At 62.6% G+C, this 20,538-nt stretch carries 20 protein-coding genes; 10 read left to right on the top strand and 10 right to left on the bottom strand.

The window, feature by feature from the left end; translation table 11 throughout:
* Positions 1 to 4: 4 nt before the first annotated feature.
* A complete protein-coding gene (locus tag NKH28_RS25185; RefSeq protein ID WP_352980663.1) occupies positions 5 to 865 on the bottom strand; it encodes an alpha/beta fold hydrolase in 861 nt (286 codons plus the stop codon).
* A complete protein-coding gene (gene choX / locus NKH28_RS25180) occupies positions 862 to 1,797 on the bottom strand; it encodes a choline ABC transporter substrate-binding protein (protein WP_352980662.1) in 936 nt (311 codons plus the stop codon). Before choX ends, NKH28_RS25185 begins: the two co-directional genes overlap by 4 nt.
* Positions 1,798 to 1,920: 123 nt before the next feature.
* Between choX and betI the strand changes: the two genes are divergently transcribed.
* The 5 genes from betI (at position 1,921) to NKH28_RS25155 (ending at position 6,204) form a co-directional block, all read left to right on the top strand.
* Positions 1,921 to 2,523 (top strand): choline-binding transcriptional repressor BetI, encoded by a 603-nt coding sequence (gene betI, locus NKH28_RS25175; RefSeq protein ID WP_352501904.1) that lies wholly within the window; start codon positions 1,921 to 1,923, stop codon positions 2,521 to 2,523.
* 112 nt (positions 2,524 to 2,635) lie between these two features.
* Positions 2,636 to 3,394, top strand: coding sequence for an SDR family NAD(P)-dependent oxidoreductase (locus NKH28_RS25170; protein WP_352472648.1), 759 nt, complete (start codon positions 2,636 to 2,638; stop codon positions 3,392 to 3,394).
* Positions 3,395 to 3,658: 264 nt separating this feature from the next.
* A complete protein-coding gene (fumC, locus tag NKH28_RS25165) occupies positions 3,659 to 5,056 on the top strand; it encodes a class II fumarate hydratase (RefSeq protein ID WP_352588580.1) in 1,398 nt (465 codons plus the stop codon).
* A 159-nt stretch (positions 5,057 to 5,215) separates the two neighbouring features.
* A complete protein-coding gene (locus NKH28_RS25160; RefSeq protein ID WP_352501902.1) occupies positions 5,216 to 5,650 on the top strand; it encodes a DoxX family protein in 435 nt (144 codons plus the stop codon).
* Positions 5,651 to 5,790: 140 nt separating this feature from the next.
* Complete coding sequence (locus NKH28_RS25155) at positions 5,791 to 6,204, top strand: DoxX family protein (protein ID WP_352771177.1); 414 nt, start codon at positions 5,791 to 5,793, stop codon at positions 6,202 to 6,204.
* 17 nt (positions 6,205 to 6,221) lie between these two features.
* Here the strand turns inward: NKH28_RS25155 and NKH28_RS25150 are convergent, their stop codons facing one another.
* The 3 genes from NKH28_RS25150 to NKH28_RS25140 are packed head-to-tail and all read right to left on the bottom strand — an operon-like array spanning position 6,222 to position 10,630.
* Positions 6,222 to 6,848, bottom strand: a complete 627-nt coding sequence (locus NKH28_RS25150) for a hypothetical protein (protein WP_352771175.1) — start codon at positions 6,846 to 6,848, stop codon at positions 6,222 to 6,224.
* A 48-nt stretch (positions 6,849 to 6,896) separates the two neighbouring features.
* Positions 6,897 to 8,429: an exopolyphosphatase gene (gene ppx / locus NKH28_RS25145; protein WP_352980661.1), complete on the bottom strand. Its 1,533-nt coding sequence runs from the start codon at positions 8,427 to 8,429 to the stop codon at positions 6,897 to 6,899.
* On the bottom strand, positions 8,429 to 10,630 hold the full coding sequence (locus tag NKH28_RS25140) for an RNA degradosome polyphosphate kinase (RefSeq protein ID WP_352980660.1): 2,202 nt from the start codon (positions 10,628 to 10,630) through the stop codon (positions 8,429 to 8,431). Before NKH28_RS25140 ends, ppx begins: the two co-directional genes overlap by 1 nt.
* Positions 10,631 to 10,779: 149 nt before the next feature.
* On the opposite strand from NKH28_RS25140, the gene NKH28_RS25135 reads away from it, so the two are divergent.
* Together NKH28_RS25135 and NKH28_RS25130 are read left to right on the top strand one after the other, a co-directional pair.
* Positions 10,780 to 11,025 (top strand): zinc-finger domain-containing protein, encoded by a 246-nt coding sequence (locus tag NKH28_RS25135; RefSeq protein ID WP_254820632.1) that lies wholly within the window; start codon positions 10,780 to 10,782, stop codon positions 11,023 to 11,025.
* Between the two features lie 19 nt (positions 11,026 to 11,044).
* On the top strand, positions 11,045 to 12,262 hold the full coding sequence (locus NKH28_RS25130; protein ID WP_352980659.1) for an FAD-dependent monooxygenase: 1,218 nt from the start codon (positions 11,045 to 11,047) through the stop codon (positions 12,260 to 12,262).
* A gap of 27 nt (positions 12,263 to 12,289) precedes the next feature.
* Here NKH28_RS25130 and NKH28_RS25125 read toward each other — a convergent pair whose 3' ends face one another.
* Complete coding sequence (locus NKH28_RS25125) at positions 12,290 to 12,961, bottom strand: TIGR02117 family protein (RefSeq protein WP_352541626.1); 672 nt, start codon at positions 12,959 to 12,961, stop codon at positions 12,290 to 12,292.
* Between the two features lie 104 nt (positions 12,962 to 13,065).
* On the opposite strand from NKH28_RS25125, the gene NKH28_RS25120 reads away from it, so the two are divergent.
* Genes NKH28_RS25120 through NKH28_RS25110 form a run of 3 tightly spaced genes read left to right on the top strand, consistent with a single transcriptional unit; the run spans position 13,066 to position 15,092 of the window.
* A complete protein-coding gene (locus NKH28_RS25120; protein ID WP_023719742.1) occupies positions 13,066 to 13,329 on the top strand; it encodes a metal-sensing transcriptional repressor in 264 nt (87 codons plus the stop codon).
* Entirely contained in the window at positions 13,326 to 14,348 is a 1,023-nt protein-coding gene (locus NKH28_RS25115) for a cation diffusion facilitator family transporter (protein WP_352541627.1), read from the top strand. Before NKH28_RS25120 ends, NKH28_RS25115 begins: the two co-directional genes overlap by 4 nt.
* Before the next feature lie 30 nt (positions 14,349 to 14,378).
* Entirely contained in the window at positions 14,379 to 15,092 is a 714-nt protein-coding gene (locus NKH28_RS25110; RefSeq protein WP_352980658.1) for an urease accessory protein UreH domain-containing protein, read from the top strand.
* 74 nt (positions 15,093 to 15,166) lie between these two features.
* On the opposite strand, the gene NKH28_RS25105 is transcribed toward NKH28_RS25110, so the two are convergent.
* From NKH28_RS25105 to NKH28_RS25090, 4 genes are all read right to left on the bottom strand, one after another.
* Positions 15,167 to 17,083, bottom strand: coding sequence for a multicopper oxidase domain-containing protein (locus tag NKH28_RS25105; RefSeq protein ID WP_352501894.1), 1,917 nt, complete (start codon positions 17,081 to 17,083; stop codon positions 15,167 to 15,169).
* Between the two features lie 255 nt (positions 17,084 to 17,338).
* A complete protein-coding gene (locus NKH28_RS25100; RefSeq protein WP_031212005.1) occupies positions 17,339 to 18,088 on the bottom strand; it encodes an amino acid ABC transporter ATP-binding protein in 750 nt (249 codons plus the stop codon).
* Positions 18,089 to 18,157: 69 nt separating this feature from the next.
* Positions 18,158 to 19,315: an amino acid ABC transporter permease gene (locus tag NKH28_RS25095; protein WP_352980657.1), complete on the bottom strand. Its 1,158-nt coding sequence runs from the start codon at positions 19,313 to 19,315 to the stop codon at positions 18,158 to 18,160.
* Positions 19,316 to 19,319: 4 nt separating this feature from the next.
* Complete coding sequence (locus tag NKH28_RS25090; RefSeq protein WP_352472636.1) at positions 19,320 to 20,507, bottom strand: amino acid ABC transporter permease; 1,188 nt, start codon at positions 20,505 to 20,507, stop codon at positions 19,320 to 19,322.
* Positions 20,508 to 20,538 lie beyond the last annotated feature (31 nt).

The following is a 20,538-nucleotide window of genomic DNA, read 5'->3' as shown; positions in this document are numbered from 1 at the left end:
GCTCTCAGCCCGGACTACCGGTCGCTTCGGCTATCGGCTGGGGTCCAGCTTTGGTACCGAGCTTGAAATACCGGCCGATGGCTGCCGCGACCAATGCCGGATCCTCCCAGTGCGGGTTGTGTCCGCATCGCACCGCGCTTACGAACGCGGCGCTAGGGATTTCTTCGAGGAGCCGCCGTTGGTGCGTTTCGTCGAAAAGCAGGTCGTGCGCGCCAGCAATGACAAGCGCCGGCAGGCGCAGCATGCGCGCCTTGTCGGTCAGATCGATGCGCCGAACCTGCTCCAGGATTGCGCGCCAGAGTGCCGCCGGCATGGCTGACGCCTCCTCCGCAGTCATGGTCAGGAATTCCGCTGGAACCTCGGCCTCGCAGGCATGCCAATAGTCATAGAACGGATCGGCCGGCGATATCGGGTCTCGAAGCGCCCGCACACCAATGGTCATCGGGTGATCCTCACCGATCTGCGGCCGTAGCGTTCCGGCCATCAGCACCAGGCCGCCGATCATCTCGGCGTAGCGCGCGGCTGCCTCGATCGCCACCATACTGCCCAGCGAATGCCCGACCAGAACCGGCCGCTCGAGCCGCAATCGCTCGATCAAACTCGCCACATCTTCCGCGAAATCCGCTGGGGCGAAGCCGCGTGTCCCGGCCGGCGAGGCGCCATGCCCGCGCAGGTCTGGAATGACAAGCCGGCGCCCGGCGAGATGCGGCGCCAGCAAGGAGAAGCTGCGGCTCGTGTCGGAGAAGCCGTGCACCAGCACCAGCGCGGGCTCCTGCCCGGCGATTTCGACGCAGGCCGTTTCAGTGCGGCCGGCACCGACCTTGCGCTTGCGGCCGTTCCAGCCCGCCTGATCGGCCGATATCACAGGCCGAGCTGCTGCTTGACTGCGTCGAGCGCGGGCTTGCCATCGAATGTGGTGACACCGGCAAGCCAGGCGCCGAGCCTATCCGGATTGTCCTTGAGGGCCTTCAGGCCGGCTTCCTCCGGCTTCATGCCGTCATTGATGAGATAGCCCATGCCGAGATTTTCGAAATCGATATCGAAGGCGAGGTTCTTCAGCAACTGCCCGACATTCGGGCATTGCTGCAGATAGCCCTTGCGCACCTGCGTCGACACCGTCGCGGCGCCGAAGTTCGGGCCGTAGAACTTGTCGCCGCCGCTCAGATATTTGAAGTCGTACATCGTGTTCATTGGATGCGGCGCCCAGCCCTGGAAGACGATGAAGCGCTTTTCCTTGATCTCGTAGCCGACCTCGGAAAGCATGCCGGCTTCACTCGATTCGACGACCTGCCAGCCGTCGAGGCCGAGCGACTTATCGGCGATGGCGTCCATCATCAGCTGGTTCGAGCCCGGCTCGATGCCGTACATCTTCCTGCCGAACTTGTCGGCGAACTTTTGCAGGTCGGCAAAATCCTTGACGCCGGCCTCCCACACGTAACTCGGCACGGCAAAGGTGTATTTAGCGCCGACGAGATTGACGCGCACATCGTCTACCGAGCCGTCCTTCTTATAGGGCTCGTAGTAGGTGATCATCGCCGGATCCCAATAGCCAAGGAACACGTCCAAGTCATTGTTCTTCAATGATTCATAGATGACGTTGATGCCCAGAAGCGAGCTTGCCGGCTTGTAGCCGAGCGCATCGAGCAGGACGCTGGTGACGCCGGTGGTGAAGGCAAGGTCGTTCCATCCAGGCTCGGCCATGCGCACGACCTCGCATTGCTCAGGTTCAGCCGCAAAGGCCGGCCGGATCGCCAGCAGGACGCAGAGCGAAGCGCCTATTCCAAGGCTACGAAGCATTTCGGTTCTCCTCATTTCACCAACGACGTTGACCACTCGGTTTTTAAATTGTCCCAACGGTCAATCATTGATCTCGGCGGACAAAAATGTCAACGTCGGTTTTCGATGCATGGATCCTGGCCCGTGAAACTCAAGCGTCTCAGCGACATACGCCGCAAGGAGCTGCGGCAAGCCGCCTTTGCCGTGCTTCAGCGCGAAGGCATAGCTGGCGCGACCATAGAAAAAGTGGCGGCACAGGCCGGTGCGTCGAAGGGCATCGTGCTGCACTATTTCAACAGCAAGCGGGAGCTGTTCGAGCATGCCATGCGCGAATCGAACCTGGTGCTGCGGCATGCGGTGGTCGAGCGGCTGAGACAGGCGCGCACGCCAATGCAACGGATAGAGGCCATCATCGAAGGCAATTTCGAGCCGCATCTCTTCCAGCCGTCCCTCTGCCACGCCTGGCTTTCGCTTTGCGCGGAGGTGCCGCGCGACGAAAAGCTTGCCCGCATCCAGAAGGTGATCCATGCGCGCATGCGCTCCAACCTGCTATCTGGCCTGCGCGGTCTGGCGCCGGCACGCGATGCTGACGAGATCGCTTTCGGCGTCACCGCCCTGATCGACGGGCTGTGGTTGCGGCTTGGCCTGCAGCCAGGCAGCGTCACGCGTGAACAGGCCATTCATCAGGTCAAGGATTTCGTCGCTACGCGGCTGGCTGTTCGGCGCGGTGCAGCCGCTGCCGAATAGACAGGCGCATCAGCCGAAAGTTCATATTGTAGGATAGGCCGGCGGCTTGACCACAATTGGCAACGGCGCTGTTCTCCTTATCAGACAAGACGGCAATGCGCGGGAGTGTTGGATGAGACTAGGCGGCAAACGGGCACTGGTCACCGGCGGCTCGGACGGGATCGGGCTGGCAATCGCCGAGGCTTTCTTGCGCGAAGGCGCGGACGTGCTGATCGTCGGCCGTGACGGCAAAAAACTCGACGCCGCCCGCAAGCAGCTCGGGGATAATGTCGACACGCTGTCGGCCGACCTGTCGGCCAGCGCCGGCATCGATGCCGTGGTCGAGCATGCCAGGCGCGGCCCACCTGTCGATATCCTCGTCAACAATGCCGGCGTAGCGTTCCTTGTGCCGTTCGAGACCGTCAGCGAGGACCAGTTCCAGCAGTCATTCGCGCTCAACGTCACGGCGGTATTCTTTCTCACCCAACGGCTGTTGCCGCATCTCGCGCCGGGTGCGGCTTCGGTGATCAACATCTCGTCCTATTTCGCGCACAAGATGATCCCGAAGCGGCCGTCCAGCCTCTATTCGCTGTCGAAGGGCGCGCTCAATTCGCTGACCAAGTCGCTCGCCTTCGAGCTCGGGCCGCGCGGCATAAGGGTCAACGCGATCGCGCCCGGCACGGTCGACACAGCGATGCGGCGCAGGTCGATCGAAAACCTGCCTGAGGCCGCGCAAGCCGAGCTCAAGGCCTATGTCGAGCGCAGCTATCCGCTCGGCCGCATCGGCCGGACCAGCGACCTTGCCGGCATCGCGGTCTATCTCGCCAGCGACGAAGCGGCATGGACCAGCGGCGGAATCTTCGCCGTGGATGGAGGATACACGGCGGGGTAAGGTTGCGATCTCCCCCCTCGAGGGGGAGATGGCCGGCAGGCCAGAGGGGGTCGTCTCGCGTGGAACACCAGCCTGTTCCGTCCGCTATGGGAGTTGCGTCAAGACCTACCGCCCCCCTCTGTCGCCTTCGGCGACATCTCCCCCTCAAGTGGGGAGATTGCCAGCACCTTCAACCGATTTGCATTCCCGTCACCCGCAATCTCCGCTTGAAGGCATTTGTGCAACGCGATACGCCGTTTGCAAATTGCAAACCGGAGAGACTTCGTGAGCGCGCCAGAGACCAGAACCGAAACCGACACGTTCGGTCCCATCGAGGTCGCCGCCGACCGCTATTGGGGCGCGCAGGCGCAGCGTTCGCTTGCCAATTTCAAGATCGGCTGGGAGAAACAGCCGGCGTCGATCGTGCGGGCGCTGGGCATCGTCAAGCGGGCGGCAGCGGAGGCCAATATGGAGCTGAAGCGGCTCGATCCGGCGATCGGCAAGGCCATCATCGAGGCCTCGCAGGAGGTCATCGACGGCAAGCTGAACGAGCATTTCCCGCTGGTCGTCTGGCAGACAGGCTCAGGCACCCAGTCCAACATGAACGCCAATGAGGTGATTTCCAACCGGGCGATCGAGCTTTTGGGCGGCGTCATGGGATCGAAGAAGCCGGTGCATCCCAACGACCACGTCAACATGAGCCAGTCGTCGAACGACACCTATCCGACGGCCATGCACATCGCCTGCGCCGAGCGCATCACTCACGACCTGCTACCGGCGCTAAGACATTTGCATACGGCACTCGAGGCCAAGACCAGGGCTTTCGCCCACATCGTCAAGATCGGCCGCACCCACACCCAGGACGCGACGCCGCTGACGCTTGGCCAGGAATTCTCGGGCTACGCGGCGCAGGTCGCCTCGTCGGTCAAGCGCATCGAGATGACCCTGCCCGGCCTGCAGGAGCTAGCACAGGGCGGCACCGCGGTCGGCACCGGCCTCAATGCGCCGGTCGGTTTTGCCGAAAAGGTGGCGGCGCGCATCGCCGCGATCACCGGCATCGATTTCGTCACCGCGCCGAACAAGTTCGAGGCGCTGGCCGCCCATGATTCCATGGTCTTCTCGCACGGCGCCATCAATGCCTGCGCGGCGGCGCTGTTCAAGATCGCCAACGACATCCGCCTGCTCGGCTCCGGCCCGCGTTCGGGCCTCGGCGAATTGTCGCTGCCGGAAAACGAACCGGGCTCCTCGATCATGCCGGGCAAGGTCAATCCGACCCAATGCGAGGCGATGACGCAGGTTTGCGTGCAGGTGTTCGGCAACAATGCGGCGATCAGCTTCGCCGGCAGTCAGGGCCATTTCGAGCTCAACGTATACAATCCGCTGATGGCCTATTGTTTCCTGCAATCGGTACAGCTGCTGGCCGACGCTTCCGTGTCGTTCACCGACAATTGCGTCGTCGGCATCGAGGCCCGCGAAGACAACATCAAGGCAGCACTCGACCGTTCGCTGATGCTGGTGACGGCGCTTGCGCCGACGATCGGCTACGACAACGCCGCCAAGATCGCCAAGGCGGCGCACAAGAACGGCACCACGCTGCGCCAGGAAGCGCTGGCCACCGGGCTGGTCAGCGAAGCCGATTATGAGCGGCTGGTGCGGCCGGAGGACATGACGCATCCAGGCTAGGGCGTTGATATGCCTGGATCTCAACACCCATGTTGATCGCGAAAACGTTACCTTGGTGAACAATCCGTAACCAATCTGGCATCTTTGGTGAACAGTCGGCCTGCGCTAACTAGACGGGTATCCCAAGCCGTTTGGCCAAATCCTTCTGGAGAGTTACGCATGTCCACCAACACGTCCGCCAATACTTCGTTTGCCGGTTCCGGCACCGCCGCCGGCGCCTCGGGCACGATCCTGCTCGGCCGCATCCTGCTTTCGGTCATCTTCCTGCTTTCGGGTTTCGGCAAGCTGACGGCGATTGCCGGCACCGCCGGCTATTTCGGCAGCCTTGGCCTGCCGCTGCCGATGGTGACCGCCATTGTCGTCGGCCTTATCGAACTGCTTGGCGGCCTGGCCATCCTCGTCGGCTTCCAGACCCGGATCGTCGGCTGGGTAATGGCGATTTTCACCGTCGCCACCGCGCTGGTCGCCCACACCGGCTGGGCCGATCAGATGCAGATGATCAATTTCATGAAGAACCTCGGCATTGCCGGCGGCTTCCTCGTGCTCGCCTCCTCGGGCCCAGGCGCGTATTCGATCGACGCCAAGCGCGGCTGAAGCAGTCCAGCATTTCCTGAACAAAAGGGGCGCGGAATTTTCCGCGCCCCTTTTTCGTTGTCGTTTGTGCCTGTCGGTCCGCTGACCGGAATTCTGCTAGGATCGGGCTCTTGGCCACCCGGCCGACAACGGAGGTTACCATGCCCCGCAATGCGCTGCTTTTGCTTTCCCGACTGCTGTTCGCCGCACTGTTCGTGCCGTCCGGCTTCCACGCGCTGACCGACATTGCCGGCACGACCGGCTATTTCGCCGGCCTTGGCCTGCCGCTGCCGACGCTGGCTGCCTGGGGCACCGGGCTGTTCGAACTGATCGCCGGGCTGCTCATCCTCGTCGGCTTCAAGACGCCGATCGTGGCGCTGCTGCTCGCCGCCTTTTGCGTCGCGACAGCGTTCATCGGCCACTATGGCCAGGGCGGCGGCGATCCGACGCTGACCTTCATGCATTCGCAGATGCTGATGAAGGACATCGCGATATCAGGCGGTTTTCTGGCGCTGGCGATGGCTGGCGCGGGTGCATGGTCGGCCGACGGCAGAATGCTTGGAGCCCGCGCCTGAGCGCCACCCGCACCTGTCTACTTGGTGTCTAGGAAGACGAAATTTGCGAGGCGACTTATATTGACGGGCACCGACGCAAAACCGCGGAACCCCATCTCCCCCACTCCCACATACAGACAGAGCTGTTTCTTCTTTACCGCCATTGCCACCCACTCGGATCCAAAATCGTTTGGGTCCTTGACGTAATTTCGAAGATTGCTGTCAATGGCGACGTACACATAACCATCTGATTGAATCAGTTCTTGTCTCTTCACGTATGGTAACAGATCGGACCGACCCACGATGGGCTTGATCGACCCGCCGATGGTCTGAGCCTTGTCGGAAAGAGTTCGATCGACCCCTCTCGAACACGGCTCGAGGCGTGAGAATAAATCGCTCTTCGAGAGGGATTTCATGAGCTTGAATATGTCGGCGCTCGGCTTGAACACGAAGTAGTTTATTTTCTCTCTGTTTTTGGGTGCGCGAAGCATTCTATGAAAATTGAATGGCGTTCTGACGCCCGGCTCTTTGGGATAATGTCGATCCAGATCGAACGTCCCCTTGGCCACGACGGACAGGGTGTACAGCGTCTGGGCACTGGCGGCGCCCGCGAAGAGGACGAAGATCGCCGCAACCAACAGCTGAAGAACCTGCCTGGATTTCACGGCGTTTCCCTTCTTTCCTCAACGGTCGCGACGCGACAGCGCGGGCGTCTATTTGACAGACATGCTAGGCCCGCCCTCGACCGCCAGCACCAGCCGGCGATTGGTGACCCTTGCCAGTTGTGCCAGCCGGCCGGCGGGGCGCTCGCCGTAAAGATCGGCCAGCGCTGCCGGCAGCACCAGCGCCAGCACGCCATTGCCGCGGTGTTCCCATTTCAGTCGCGGCATGACGCCGGGCATTGCCGCGCTCAGCAAATAGACGACACGCAGCAGGGCGGCCAGCACACGGGCCCGTTCGAGATAGCGCGGTGTCGCCAGTCCGCGGATTTCCGGAGCGGCTTCATTGAACACGCCCTCGTGGCGAAACAGGCTGACAAGCGCCAGGAAGGCGCGGCCGGGATGATCGACGCCGATGAAGGAGGCGTGGGCGATGATGTTGAGCGATTGCTTGCCGCGATATTCGGGATGGGCACGCCAGCCGATATCGGCGAGCAGGCAGGCGGCGTGGCGGTAGCGCGCCTCATCCCTGGTCTCGTCGATGCCGAAGGCGGCGAACGCCTTGCCGGTCCACTCGACAAGCTCATGCGCGTGGTCGACCGAGCGCGAGCGCAGGCGGGCAAGCTCTTCCGCCGCCGAGATCAGCGGATCGGCTTTCTGCTCGGCCTTGTCGAGCAGCGAATAGAGAAAGCCCTCGCGCACGCCCAGCGCCGACACGATGATCTTCGACGGCTGCATCGCCGCCATGATCTCCTGCAGCACGATGGCGCCATAGGGCAGCAGCGAGCGACGGTTCTTGGAGATGCCCTCGATGCCTTTGATCTTGTCGATCTCGGCTTTGGCGACCTGCCGGAGGAAGTTCGCGGCGCTTTCGATGCCGATCTCGTAATGGTGCATGACGCCGAGCGGGTAGTTGGTCATTTCCATGTGTAGCCGGGCGAGATTTCGCCAGGTGCCGCCGACCGTGTAGAACGCCCTGCCCTGCCCGCCCTTCAGCAATTTCGCCCGCGCCAGTTGCTCGCGCGTGATCCTTGCCGCCTGGGTCAGCGAGTTCTTCGCCATGTCCTGCAGGCGCAGGCCGCCCAACGGCAGCGTGATGCCGTCACCGATCGTCTCACCATCGATGTCGATCAGCTCGAGGCTGCCGCCGCCAAGATCGCCGGCGATGCCGTTGGCCGGATGGAAACCGGAAATGACGCCGAGCGCCGAATAATGGGCTTCCTCGCGGCCGCTCAGCACCTGGATCTCGGTCTTGAGCACATCCTCGGCGCGGTGGATGAAGTCGGGGCCGTTGACGGCCTCGCGAGCGGCGGCGGTCGCCAGCACATACATGCGCTCGGCGCCGGCCTGGTCGGAGAGTGCGCGGAAACGGCGGAACTCTTCCATCGAGCGCGTCACCGCCTCGGGATCGAGCTTTCCGGTCGAAACGATGCCGCGGCCGAGGCCGGCCAGCATCTTTTCGTTGAACAGCAAGGTCGGCGAACGCGCCAGCCCCTCATAGATGACAAGACGGATCGAGTTCGATCCGATATCGATGATGGACAGCGGTCGGCGGTCCTGAAGCCGGCCCTGGGACGCTGAAATCATCAGCCCGTCGCTGCGTTCTGTTTCTTGCGGCGCTTGAACTGCGCGATGCGCTTGGGCGCATGCGACTTCAACGCATCGCCCCGTCCGGACAGGCTCGGATTGGTCATGAAATATTCCTGCGCGTTGAACGGTTCCTCGCCCTCCTCCAGCACGACGCGCCGGGAGGTTCCGTCAGCCAATACGTCGAAACTTTGCTGGTTGTCCATGATGTTGCCGAGCATGATCTGGCCGAGCACCTGTTCATGCACAGTTGGATTGGTGATCGGCACCATGGTCTCGACGCGGCGGTCGAGATTGCGCGGCATCAGATCGGCCGAGGAGATATAGACGATCGCCCCGTCCGAGGGCAGGCCGTGGCCGTTGCCGAAGCAATAGATGCGGCTGTGCTCGAGGAAACGGCCGACGATCGACTTCACCCTAATGTTCTCCGATAGGCCGGGCACCTGCGGTCTCAGGCAGCAGATGCCGCGCACGACGAGATCGATCTCGACGCCGGCGCGGCTGGCATCGTAGAGCGCATCGATGACGATCGGGTCGACCAAGGCGTTCATCTTCATCCAGATGCGGGCCGGCCTGCCCTCCAGCGCGTGGCTGATCTCATCCGAAATGTGCTGGAGGATGCGGTCGCGCAGCGTAAACGGCGAGATGGCCAGCCGCATCTGCTCGGCCGGCTCGGCATAGCCGGTGATGAAGTTGAACAATTGGGCGACATCGCGCGCGATCGTCGGATCGGTGGTGAAGAAGGACAGGTCGGTGTAGATGCGTGCCGTGACCGGGTGGTAGTTGCCGGTGCCCAGATGCACGTAATTGCGCAGCCTGCCATCCTCGCGCCGCACCACCAGCGACATTTTCGCATGGGTCTTGAGCTCGAGGAAACCGAAGACGACCTGGACGCCGGCGCGCTCGAGGTCGCGCGCCCAGCGGATGTTGGCCTCCTCGTCGAAGCGCGCCTTGAGCTCGACCAGCGCCGTCACCGACTTGCCGGCCTCGGCGGCGTCGACCAGAGCGCGTACGATCGGGCTGTCGTTGGAGGTGCGGTAGAGCGTCTGCTTGATCGCCACCACTTCCGGGTCGGCCATTGCCTGGCGCAGGAACTGCACCACCACGTCGAAAGATTCGTAAGGATGGTGGACGATGATGTCCTTCTCGCGGATCGCCGCAAAACAATCGCCGCCATGCTCGCGGATGCGCTCGGGAAAGCGGGGATTGTAGGGGGTGAATTTCAGATCGTCGCGGGCGACGGCGACGATCTCCGAGATCTGGCTGAGCGCCAGCGGACCGGTGAGCACGCTGATGCGGCTTGCCGAGACGCCGAGCTCGCCGGCGACGAAATCGCGCAATTCGGCCGGCATCAGCTTGTCGAACTCGATGCGGATGACCGAGCCGCGGCGTCGGCGCTTCAGCGCCGTCTCGAACAGCCGCACCAGATCCTCTGATTCTTCCTCGACCTCGATATCGCTGTCGCGGATGATGCGGAACGTGCCGGAGCCCTTGACCTCATAGCCGGGGAACAGCTTGCCGATATAGAGACTGACCGCCTCTTCGAGTGGAATGAAGCGGACATGATGCTTGCGATCCGGCAAACGGATGAAGCGCCTCAGCGCCACCGGCAGGCGCAGAAGCGCGCTCATTTCCTCGCCGTTCTTGCGATGGCGCAATTGCAGCGCCATCGAGAAACCGAGATTGGGAATGAACGGAAACGGATGCGCCGGGTCGATCGACAGCGGCGTCAGGACCGGAAATACCTGCTCCTGGAAATGGTCCTCGAGCCAGGTCTTCTCGTCCTTGGTCAGGCCATCGCGGGTGATGCTTTCGATGCCTTGTTTGTCGAGCAGCAGCATCAGCGCCGAAAGGCTGTTCTGCTGGTCCTCCTGCAGGCGCTCGACCTCGCGCAGCAATTGTTCGAGCTGCTGCTCGGGAGTGCGCCCATCCGGGCTCTTCAGCACGATGCCTTCGCGCACCTGGCCGGCAAGACCAGCGACGCGGACCATGAAGAACTCGTCGAGGTTGGCGGCCGATATCGACAGGAAGCGAACGCGCTCGAGCAGCGGGTGATTGGCGTTCAGCGATTCCTCGAGCACGCGCCGGTTGAATTGCAGCCAGGAAAACTCGCGATTGACGAAGCGATCGGGATTGCCGCCTTCGGGGCTCGCCGCCTCGACGGTGATGAATTCGTTCTGCACCGGCTTCAGTTCGTTCATGGTTCCCGCTCTTCCCACACCGTTCGACGAGCACAGCCTTAACCGGCTTAACTTATCCTCTGACAGGCTTTTGCGACAGTTTCATTTCATCGATCTTGCAAAGAGACGGGTTATGATCCAGATGCAATCGACGAGATCAGGAGACGACGATGGCAGGCGGTTCCATTCCCCATTTCCAGAACGATGCGGGCTACCCGGCAATCGACATCGGCGTCAAGGAATTCATGTGCACCGGCGCCAATCCGCCTTTCGACCATCCGCATGTATTTCTCGACATGGGCGACGACAATGAAAAGGTCTGCCCCTATTGCTCGACGCTCTATCGCTATTCGCCGAAACTGAAGGCATTGGAAACGCAGCCGCCGGGCTGCCTCTATATCGACCAGGCCGCCTGATTCTTCCGCGACAAGCCTGATGCAGGAAACGCAGTCCCGGCAGGTGGTCATCGCCGGGGCGGGCGTCGCCGGGCTGACCGCGGCACTGGCCTTCGCCGAGCGCGGCTATCGGGTAAAACTGTTCGAACAGGCGCAGCACCTCGAGGCTGCCGGCGCCGGTATCCAGCTTTCGCCCAACGCGACGCGCATCCTACGGCAGCTCGGCGTACTCGATCGGCTGCTGGCGACGGCGGTGCGGCCGGAGGCAGTCGTGCTCAAGGATGCCGCCACGCTGCGCAAGCTGGCGCGCGTACCGCTTGGCCAGGCGGCCGACACGCGCTGGGGAGCGCCCTATCTCGTTGCCCACCGCGCGGATCTGCAGTCAGCGCTGATGCAGCGGATAGCCGAGCGGCCCAAGGTCGAGCTTGTCACCGGTGCCCGCGTCTGCGGCGTCGCAACCAGACCGAATGGCATCACCGCAACAGTCGAGATTGCCGGCACGACCATCGAAACCGAAGCATCGTTGCTGGTCGGCGCCGATGGGGTCTGGTCGTCGGTGCGAGAAAAACTGGCCCGCAAGGCGGCCGAATTCGGCAGAAGCCGATTCTCGGGCGAGCTTGCCTGGCGCGCCACGGTGGCCGCGGACACCCTCGCCGGACAAGCCTTCAGGGCGATCGGTGCGCCCGATTGCGTTACCGCATTCCTCTATCCCGGCTTTCATATGGTCGCCTATCCGGTCAGCCGTGGCACTGCCTTCAACCTCGCTGCCTTCACCAAGGGCGAGCGCATCGCCGAAGGCTGGTCGGGGTATGCCGACCCCGCCAGCCTCGCCAGCGCCATGCGCGGTACCGCGCCGGCGCTGGTTCGCCTGGCGACCGAGGCGGCGCCGTGGACGGCATGGCCGATCCACATTGTCGAGCAGCGGCGGTGGACGACGCCGCAACGCATCGCGCTGATCGGCGATGCGGCGCACGCGATGACGCCGTTTGCCGCACAGGGCGCGGCGATGGCGATCGAGGACGCGGCGACGCTTGCCGGCTTCATTGCGGCCTCCACAGCCGATCTTGAGGGGGCGCTTGCCGCCTGGGAACAGGCGCGGCGGCCGCGCGTCGCCCAGGTCGCCCGCCGCGGCGCCGTCAATCGCCTCGCCTGGCATGCGGCCGGGCCGGTGGCGATGGCCCGCAACCTGTTCCTGGCGATGCGCTCGCCCGAAAAACTCGCCGCCGATCTCGACTGGCTCTACGGCTGGCGGGCGTAGGACGTTCGGCGGTCCTAAGTCGCCCGGTCAATTGTAAAGCCGCATCGACAGGCCGAGCGATGCCGGCAGCGGGTTCCACCAGCCGGTGCGCAGCCCGGCGATGCGCAGTGCCGCCGCCGCCCAGGTGTTGCAGCCGACCAGCGCGTTGAAACGGCCATTGCCTTCGAAGAAACGATCGAAACGGGAATACGCCGCATTCTCGATCGGCATGGCCCCGCTCGGTCCCTGCCGGAAGCTTCCCGCAATGTAATCGAGCAGCGCCGTAAACCGCTCCTCGCCGATGTCGAAGCCGGCGACGTCGGGATGCGGCTCGGCGATTTCGCCTGAAATGTCGACATGCATCACCGAGGCATCGACGGTCAGCGCCTTCATCACCGGCACTGCCTTCAGTTCCGACCAGGTCGGCGTCTCGAGATAGAAGGCGCGGCCGCCCCAGCCGAAGACGATGTAGCGGACCTCCGCCACGTCTGCTGGAATGCCGGCATCGACCAGGAAATGGAAGCGCCGGCGCACATCGTCGTCGACCGGGATGGCGATGTCGGTGTGGATCGGATTTTTCAGCACCAGGATGCGGTGGCTTGAGCCGATCGGATCGGCAACTGCCGCCGGCCAGAGCGGGCGCGGCAGCAGTGTGCCCAATGCCACCGCAAGGACTGCTGCAACGACCAGCAGGCCAAGAAAACGGGCAAGCTTCTTCATGGGAAAGGCATAGAACAAGCAATGCTCAAGGTGAAGCCCCTCCGAAAGTTGCACAGCTGACTTAGAGCTTGACGCGTATCCTCCCCGGGAGGATACGCTGAGGCATGTCAGATCACCTCCACGCCTCGCATCCTTCCATCATAAAGCGCCTGAAGCGCGCGCAAGGCCACCTTGCGGCGGTGCTGGCGATGATCGAGGCGCATCGCCCTTGCGTTGACCTGGCGCAGCAGCTTCATGCCGTCGAAAGGGCCATCAGCAGCGCCAAGCGCGAGCTGATCAACGATCACATCGAGCATTGCCTGACCGACAGCGTCGAAACCGGCGGCAACTCGCTGGCGGAACTCAAGCAGCTGGCGAAATATCTATGAATGCCATCGTAGCCCGCATTCTGGACTGGCTCGGGTTCGGCTCGCACGCCGCACATCATCACGGCGATCACGGTCCGCACGGTCACAGCCATGGCGTCATCGACGCGACAATTGCCACCACCGACCGGGGCATCTGGGCAATCAAATGGTCGTTCGTGATCCTGGCCATCACCGCGGCATTGCAGATGGTCGTGGTTGCGTTGTCGGGGAGCGTGGCATTGCTGGCCGACACGATCCATAACATCGGCGACGCGACCACGGCGATCCCGCTCTGGATTGCGTTCGTTCTGGCGCGGCGCAAGCCGTCGCGGATCTTCACGTATGGCTTGGGCCGGGTCGAGGATCTGGCCGGCATCATCATCGTGCTCATCATCCTGTTCAGCGCTGTAGTCGCTGCCTACCAAGCCATCGACAGGCTGATCAATCCACAAGCGGTGACACACCTGGGCTGGCTGACTGCGGCGGGCATTGTCGGCTTCCTCGGCAACGAGGCGGTTGCCGTGTTCCGTATCCGCGTCGGCCGCGAAATCAACAGCGCGGCACTGATTGCCGACGGCTACCACGCCCGCACAGATGGACTTACCAGCCTTGCCGTGGTCATCGGAGCCATCGGCGTCTGGTTTGGCTTTTCCTTGGCCGATCCGATCGTCGGCCTGCTGATCACGATTGCGATCTTCGGTATCGTCTGGCAATCGGCCCGCTCGGTGCTGACCCGCATGCTGGATGGAATCGAACCCGGTGTGATAGACGAAATCCGACATGCCGCCGAGCATGTTCCGGGCGCGCGCATTGTCGATGCCAAGGCGCGCTGGATCGGTCATAGATTGCACGCCGACATCGCAATTGCCGCGGACGAAACCCTGCCGCTGTCGGCGGCCAACAAGATCGCCGCAGCGCTGAAGGACGAACTATCCCAGCATATGCCCGCCCTGGCTGAGGCGAATGTGCGGTTTTCAACGGAACGTGGAGAGAACGACCATCCTCACGAGCACACGCATGACCACGGCCACATGCACTGACGCTCGCCGATTTTCTGCTAGTCTTGTCCGATGTTCCAGACGCTCGTCGAATTTCAGCGCACGATCTATCTGACGCTCGGCGAACAGATCAAACTGCTTGCGGCCGGAGGCAATTGGCTGGCGTTCATGGCCTTCCTGCCGATGGGCGTCGTGTTCGGGGCTGCCCATGCGCTGACGCCGGGGCACAGCAAGGCCGTCCTGGCGACTCATCTTGCCGGTTCGGATGCGAAGGTCTCGCGTGGTCTGCTCGTATCTATCACGCTATCGTTCACGCATGTGACGATTGCCGTTCTGATTGCGGCTCTCTCGCTGGCACTGGTCTCAATAGCATTGGGCAGCGTCGGCCGCGCTCCGCTTCTGGAGCACACCAGTCGCGGGCTGCTCGGCCTCATTGGCATCTGGACGCTCTGGCGCGCTTTGAGCCACAGCCATCACCACAGGCACGAGGGCGAGGCTGTCGGCGTCATGGCAGGCCTGATCCCATGTCCGCTTACGCTTTTCGCGATGACTTTCGCGATGTCCAGGGGTGTTCCGGCAGCGGGCGTCCTGTTTGCCATCACAATGATGGTCGGCGTGGCGCTGACGCTGTCCTGCGTCGCCGTGTTGTCGATCGTGTTTCGGGAACGGCTTGTTCAGTTTTTCGCGCGCCAGCCACGGCTGTTCGAAACCATCTCCCGGGCCATCGAGGGCGCCGCCGGTCTCGCCCTTGCCGGCGTCGCTGTCTGGCAGATCACCTCAGCTTGAGAGAAAATTTGGCCCCAGCCACTGCATGGCGTCCGGGCCGGTGCACCGGCTGGAACGAGCCTAGGCGACGCCGGTCATGTCACATCGATCACGACCATCAGTCCGCCGCCGCCCTTCTCCTCGACATTGTTGTTCGTGGTGTGATGCGGGATGTGGCAATGGATCAGCCATTTGCCCGGACGCTGCGCCTTCCAGATCACGTCGTAGCGCTGACCCGGCCCGACGTTGATCGTGTCGGCAAGGAAACGACCCGAAGCGGGGACCGTCTCGCCGTCGCGGGCAACGACCTCGAACGGTCCGCCATGGATATGCATCGGATGGATGAAGCCGTTGTTGGTGCCGATGAACCGCACCTTGAGCGTCTCGCCGACCTTCATCGGGATCGTCTCGGTCGAGGGATAGGCCTTGCCGTTGATGGTGAAGAAATTCGGCATGCCGCCATCCATCGGCATCGACGGGTAGGTCAGCCCTTCCCGCACCAGCCATTCCTGAAGCTCGATGACGTAATCATGGTCGGCCGCGACCTCGTCGGCGGGATTGGCGGGATCGATGATCAGCGCACCGTAGAGGCCGAGCGCCTGGGTCCGGTCCGGCTTGGCATGGGGGTGATAGAAATAGGTTCCGTGCTGGGTCGCGGTGAATTCGTATGAATAGGATTGCCCGGGCTCGATCGGCGGCTGCGTGATCTCGGCCGGCCCATCCATCTGGTTCGGCAGGATCAAGCCATGCCAATGCACCGTCGTTTCCTCAGGCAGGCCGTTGGTGACGTTGATCCTGACCCGATCGCCCTGGCGAATATGAATTCGCGGACCGGGAATCTGGCCGTTATAGGCATAGGCGTCGACCGCGACGTCCGGCAGGATCTGCCAGCGGACCACTGAAGGCCTGAGCTCGAACACCTTGATGCCGTTCTCCATCCGAAACGGCAGTTCCTGGTCGCCCCTTGCCGTCAGGCCATAAGAGGCGGCCACGAGGCGTGGATCGGTAGCCGCCATGTCGCGCATTGTATCGGCTGGCGTGTCGCGATCCATGATCATGCCTCGCGGCATGATCACCCCGCCGACATCGCGTGCCGACAGCGTCAGGTTCAGCCAGTTCGCCGGCGCGACCATGCCGATGGCGAGCGCCAGCAGGGAGACGGCACCCAGGGCAGCGACCTGCGGCGTCGTGGCATCCGTCTCCATGTGATGGCCGCCGCCTTTGCCTTTGTGGGAAACCATATCGTGGTGCTGCCCGCGATGGCCGCTGGCGTCGGCCTGCTGCATTTGTATCTGCGCATGTTGCCTCGTGGCAGGCTGCTCCCGGACATCGATGCCGGCTGCCTGCGCACGCTGCGTCATCAGCCCATGCTTCAGCCCCCGGGCGACCAGCCAGACATTGGCCGGATAGGCAAGCGCAAAACCGGCGATGACGCCGATCGACATCACGCCCCAGAACAGCAGCTCCGTCGGTTCCATCGCGCGCATGTCGCGGCCCATCATCAGGAAGCTCATGACCGGCGCCATGCCGGCCATCATGAAGTTCATGGAGATGAACTCGGGCAGGAAGCTCTTGCGTACGTTTTCCCAATAGGTGCCGCCCATCATCGATTTCATGAACAGCGACTGGAAGATGAACAGGCCGAAGGCAAAGCCGGCGAGATATTCGACGATCAGGTCGATCCACATCGGCAGGCCGAGCGCCGCCGTGACGGCGGCGGCAAGAATGATGCCGGTGGCATCGCCGGCGACGCAGTGGATGGTGGAGCCGACGCCCTGCTTCCAGAGCGGCCGGGTGAAGAGTTCATGATCGCCCGGCCGGGGCTCCTTGTCGGCGAGCACGTAGAGCAGCAAGCCGAGCGGACCCATATAGAGGGTGACCAGGATGAAGCCCCATTTCATCACCACCGGCTCGGGATTGTTGCGATATTGGTCGAAGCCGACGTAAAGCGTCGAAGCCAGCGCCAGCGCGAACCAGACGACGAGGAAATAATCGATCGGTTGGATGAGCATCAGGATGAACCCGTGACCTGCCGCCGCACGCGCCCACGCGGCTCGTTATACAACTCCCAATGGCAATGAACGCAGCCGGCGCGCTTATGATCCGTGCCGGCGCTAGTTACCAGGTTGCAACGTGACCACTCGAACGGCCTGAAGCACGCTTGCTATCTTCTCGCGTAGCGCACGGTCAGCGCTCGCCGAATACGCGCGAAGCCAGCAAGACAGAGAGGCGTGATCCGCCGGTCTTGTCCGGAACCGGAGTAAGGATCAGTGCAGGATCTGCGACAGGAACAGCTTCGTGCGCTCATGGCGCGGGTGGTCGAAGAACTCGGCCGGCGTGTTCTGCTCGACGATCTGACCCTGATCCATGAAGATCACCCGATTGGCGACTTTGCGCGCAAAGCCCATTTCGTGGGTGACGCAGAGCATGGTCATGCCTTCCTCGGCCAGCCCGACCATCGTCTCCAGCACTTCCTTGATCATTTCCGGATCGAGAGCCGAGGTCGGCTCATCGAACAGCATGATGCGCGGGTTCATGCACAGCGAGCGGGCGATCGCCACGCGCTGTTGCTGCCCGCCGGAAAGCTGGCCGGGATATTTGTTGGCCTGTTCCGGGATCTTGACGCGCTTGAGGAAATGCATGGCGATTTCCTCGGCCTGTTTCCGCGGCATCTTGCGCACCCAGATCGGCGCCAGCGTGCAATTTTCCAGAATGGTCAGATGCGGGAACAGGTTGAAGTGCTGGAACACCATGCCGACCTCGCGACGCACCTCGTCGATCTTCTTCAGATCGTTGGTCAGTTCCTTGCCGTCGACTATGATCTTGCCCTTCTGGTGTTCCTCCAGCCGGTTGATGCAGCGGATCATCGTCGATTTGCCGGAGCCCGACGGGCCGCAGATGACGATCCGCTCGCCGCGCATCACCTTTAGATTGATGTCCTTCAGCACATGGAATTCGCCGTACCATTTGTGCATGGCGATGATGTCGATGGCGACATCGGTGGTGGAAATGTGCATCTTGGCGGCATTGACCTTGATCTCTTCCGCGCTGACGGCGTTTTCTATGGCCATGACAAGGTCCCCTTTTTAGCGTTTGTGGCCGGTGTCGAGACGGCGTTCCGTGTACATTGAATAGCGCGACATGCCGAAGCAGAACAGCCAGAAGATGAACGCCGCGAACACCAGGCCGGATCTGGCCGTCTGTGGCGTCGCCCAATTCGCGTCGGAGAAGTTCTGCTTGACGATGCCGAGGAGGTCGAACATGGAGATGACGATGACCAGGCTGGTGTCCTTGAACATGCCGATGAAGGTGTTGACGATGCCGGGAATGACCAGCTTCAGCGCCTGCGGCATGACGACCAGGCCCATCTTCTGCCAGTAGCTGAGACCGAGCGAATCGGCGCCCTCATACTGGCCTTTGGGGATCGCCTGCAGGCCGCCGCGCACCACTTCGGCCATGTAGGCGGCGGCAAACAGCGACACGCCGATCAGCGCGCGCAGGAACTTGTCGAAGCTGACGCCGGCCGGCAGGAACAGCGGCAGCATCACGCTGGCAAAGAACAGCACCGTAATCAGCGGGATGCCGCGTACCGTCTCGATGAAGATCACGCACAGCAGCTTGACTATCGGCATGTTCGAGCGCCGGCCAAGCGCCAGCACGATGCCGATCGGCAGCGACACGGCAATGCCGACGAACGACAGGCTGAGCGTCACCAGCAGTCCACCCCAACGCGACGTCTCGACATGCGGCAGGCCGAACATGCCGCCGACCAGCAGAACGAAGGCGACGACCGGCAGTACAAAAAAGAGAAGAATGGCATTCAGCCCCTTGCGCGGTATGCGCGGAATGAGCACCGGCACCAGCAGTGCCACGAACAGGATGGCCACCACGATCGGCCGCCAACGCTCCTCGATAGGATAGGTGCCGAACATGAACTGGCCGAACTTGGCGTTGACGAATGCCCAGCAAGCACCGGTCCAGCCATCCGGCTGGATGCCGCCTTGCGCCACGGTGGCGCAGACCGAGCGGTCCGGTCCAGTCCACTGGGCGTTGATGAAGGCCCAATTGATGATTTGGGGCAGGATCACAGCGACCAGCGCAATGCCAACGATGGTGAGAATGGTGTCGCCCGTGGTGGCAATCAGGTTCTTGCGGATCCAGGCGGTGAGGCCACGCTCGCTCGACGGCGCCGGTTGGGCCAGCGCCATCTCCGTCCGCACCCAGGACATGTCGTGTTCCTGCATGGCCCTACCTCTCCACCAGCGCCATCCTGGCATTGACGACGTTCATGATCGCCGACGTGATCAGGCTGAGCGCGAGATAGACAGCCATCATGATCACCACGCCTTCAACCGCCTGCCCGGTCTGGTTCAAGACAGTGCCGGCAGTCGCCGTCAGGTCCGGATAGCCGATGGCGATGGCGAGTGAAGAGTTCTTGGTCAAGTTCAGATACTGGCTGGTCAGCGGCGGAATAACGATGCGCATCGCCTGCGGCACGACGACAAGCCTGAGGATCGATCCCGAGCGCAGCCCGAGTGCCGCGGCCGCCTCGGTCTGGCCCGTGCTGACGCCCCTGATGCCGGCGCGCACGATCTCGGCGATGAAGGCGGCCGTATAGCAGGACAACGCCAGATAGAGTGACAGGAACTCCGGTCTTACCTGAAAGCCACCGACCAGGTTGAAAGTCGATTGTTTCGGGAATTCGAAGGTCAGAGGAAAGCCGCTCAGCGCGTAGGCCAGCAGCGGCAGGCCGACGATCAACGCTATGGATGTCCAGAGCACCGGGAACGGCTGGCCCGTCGCCATCTGCCGCTGCCGCGCCTTGCGGGCGACGAACCAGGCCATGGCAAGGGCGAGGAGCAGGGCGACCAGGATCAGCCAGGAGCCCTCGCCCCAGACAGCGCGCGGAAAATAGAAGCCGCGCTGGTTGAGAAAGGAGCCGAACGGCAAATTGATGCTCTCGCGCGGCGGCGGCAGCACGGCGAGCACGCCGGAATACCAGAAGAAGATGACCAGCAGCGGCGGGATGTTGCGGAAGACCTCGACATAGACCGTGCAGATCTTCCTGATCAGCCAGTTGCGCGAAAGCCGGCCGATGCCGACGATGAAACCGATAATGGTCGCGGTGATGATGCCGACGACGGCAACGATCACGGTGTTGATGAAGCCAACCAGGATGGCTCGGAAATAGGTCGAATCCGACGAATATGCGATCGCGCTTTCGCTGATGTCGAAGCCGGCGCGGCCCCTGAGGAAGCCAAAGCCGGAAGCGATGTGCAAGCGCGTCAGATTGACGATGACGTTGTGGGTAACCCACCAGACCCCCGCTACCAGCAGGACGAGGACCAGCGCTTGAAAGAATATTCCGCGGACACGAGGATCATTGATGAAGGAACCGCGGCTTGGCTCCTCGCGAAGAACTTCCTGCGATGCCATTCGACAGTCCCCTGGAAAGAGAGACCGGAAG

The organism is Mesorhizobium sp. M1227, assembly GCF_040318315.1.
Classification (GTDB): domain Bacteria; phylum Pseudomonadota; class Alphaproteobacteria; order Rhizobiales; family Rhizobiaceae; genus Mesorhizobium.
This window is presented reverse-complemented; position numbering and strand designations above follow the sequence as displayed.

What these genes read in the sequence shown, in the direction of transcription:
- NKH28_RS25090 (WP_352472636.1), bottom strand. Translation starts at nt 20,507, where the DNA reads ATGGCATCGCAGGAAGTTCTTCGCGAGGAGCCAAGCCGCGGTTCCTTC.
- NKH28_RS25110 (WP_352980658.1), top strand. Translation starts at nt 14,379, where the DNA reads ATGTTCCAGACGCTCGTCGAATTTCAGCGCACGATCTATCTGACGCTC.
- choX (WP_352980662.1), bottom strand. Translation starts at nt 1,797, where the DNA reads ATGCTTCGTAGCCTTGGAATAGGCGCTTCGCTCTGCGTCCTGCTGGCG.
- NKH28_RS25115 (WP_352541627.1), top strand. Translation starts at nt 13,326, where the DNA reads ATGAATGCCATCGTAGCCCGCATTCTGGACTGGCTCGGGTTCGGCTCG.
- NKH28_RS25100 (WP_031212005.1), bottom strand. Translation starts at nt 18,088, where the DNA reads ATGCACATTTCCACCACCGATGTCGCCATCGACATCATCGCCATGCAC.
- ppx (WP_352980661.1), bottom strand. Translation starts at nt 8,429, where the DNA reads ATGATTTCAGCGTCCCAGGGCCGGCTTCAGGACCGCCGACCGCTGTCC.
- NKH28_RS25135 (WP_254820632.1), top strand. Translation starts at nt 10,780, where the DNA reads ATGGCAGGCGGTTCCATTCCCCATTTCCAGAACGATGCGGGCTACCCG.
- NKH28_RS25120 (WP_023719742.1), top strand. Translation starts at nt 13,066, where the DNA reads ATGTCAGATCACCTCCACGCCTCGCATCCTTCCATCATAAAGCGCCTG.
- NKH28_RS25155 (WP_352771177.1), top strand. Translation starts at nt 5,791, where the DNA reads ATGCCCCGCAATGCGCTGCTTTTGCTTTCCCGACTGCTGTTCGCCGCA.
- NKH28_RS25095 (WP_352980657.1), bottom strand. Translation starts at nt 19,315, where the DNA reads ATGCAGGAACACGACATGTCCTGGGTGCGGACGGAGATGGCGCTGGCC.
- NKH28_RS25130 (WP_352980659.1), top strand. Translation starts at nt 11,045, where the DNA reads ATGCAGGAAACGCAGTCCCGGCAGGTGGTCATCGCCGGGGCGGGCGTC.
- NKH28_RS25160 (WP_352501902.1), top strand. Translation starts at nt 5,216, where the DNA reads ATGTCCACCAACACGTCCGCCAATACTTCGTTTGCCGGTTCCGGCACC.
- NKH28_RS25170 (WP_352472648.1), top strand. Translation starts at nt 2,636, where the DNA reads ATGAGACTAGGCGGCAAACGGGCACTGGTCACCGGCGGCTCGGACGGG.
- NKH28_RS25105 (WP_352501894.1), bottom strand. Translation starts at nt 17,083, where the DNA reads ATGCTCATCCAACCGATCGATTATTTCCTCGTCGTCTGGTTCGCGCTG.
- NKH28_RS25140 (WP_352980660.1), bottom strand. Translation starts at nt 10,630, where the DNA reads ATGAACGAACTGAAGCCGGTGCAGAACGAATTCATCACCGTCGAGGCG.
- NKH28_RS25125 (WP_352541626.1), bottom strand. Translation starts at nt 12,961, where the DNA reads ATGAAGAAGCTTGCCCGTTTTCTTGGCCTGCTGGTCGTTGCAGCAGTC.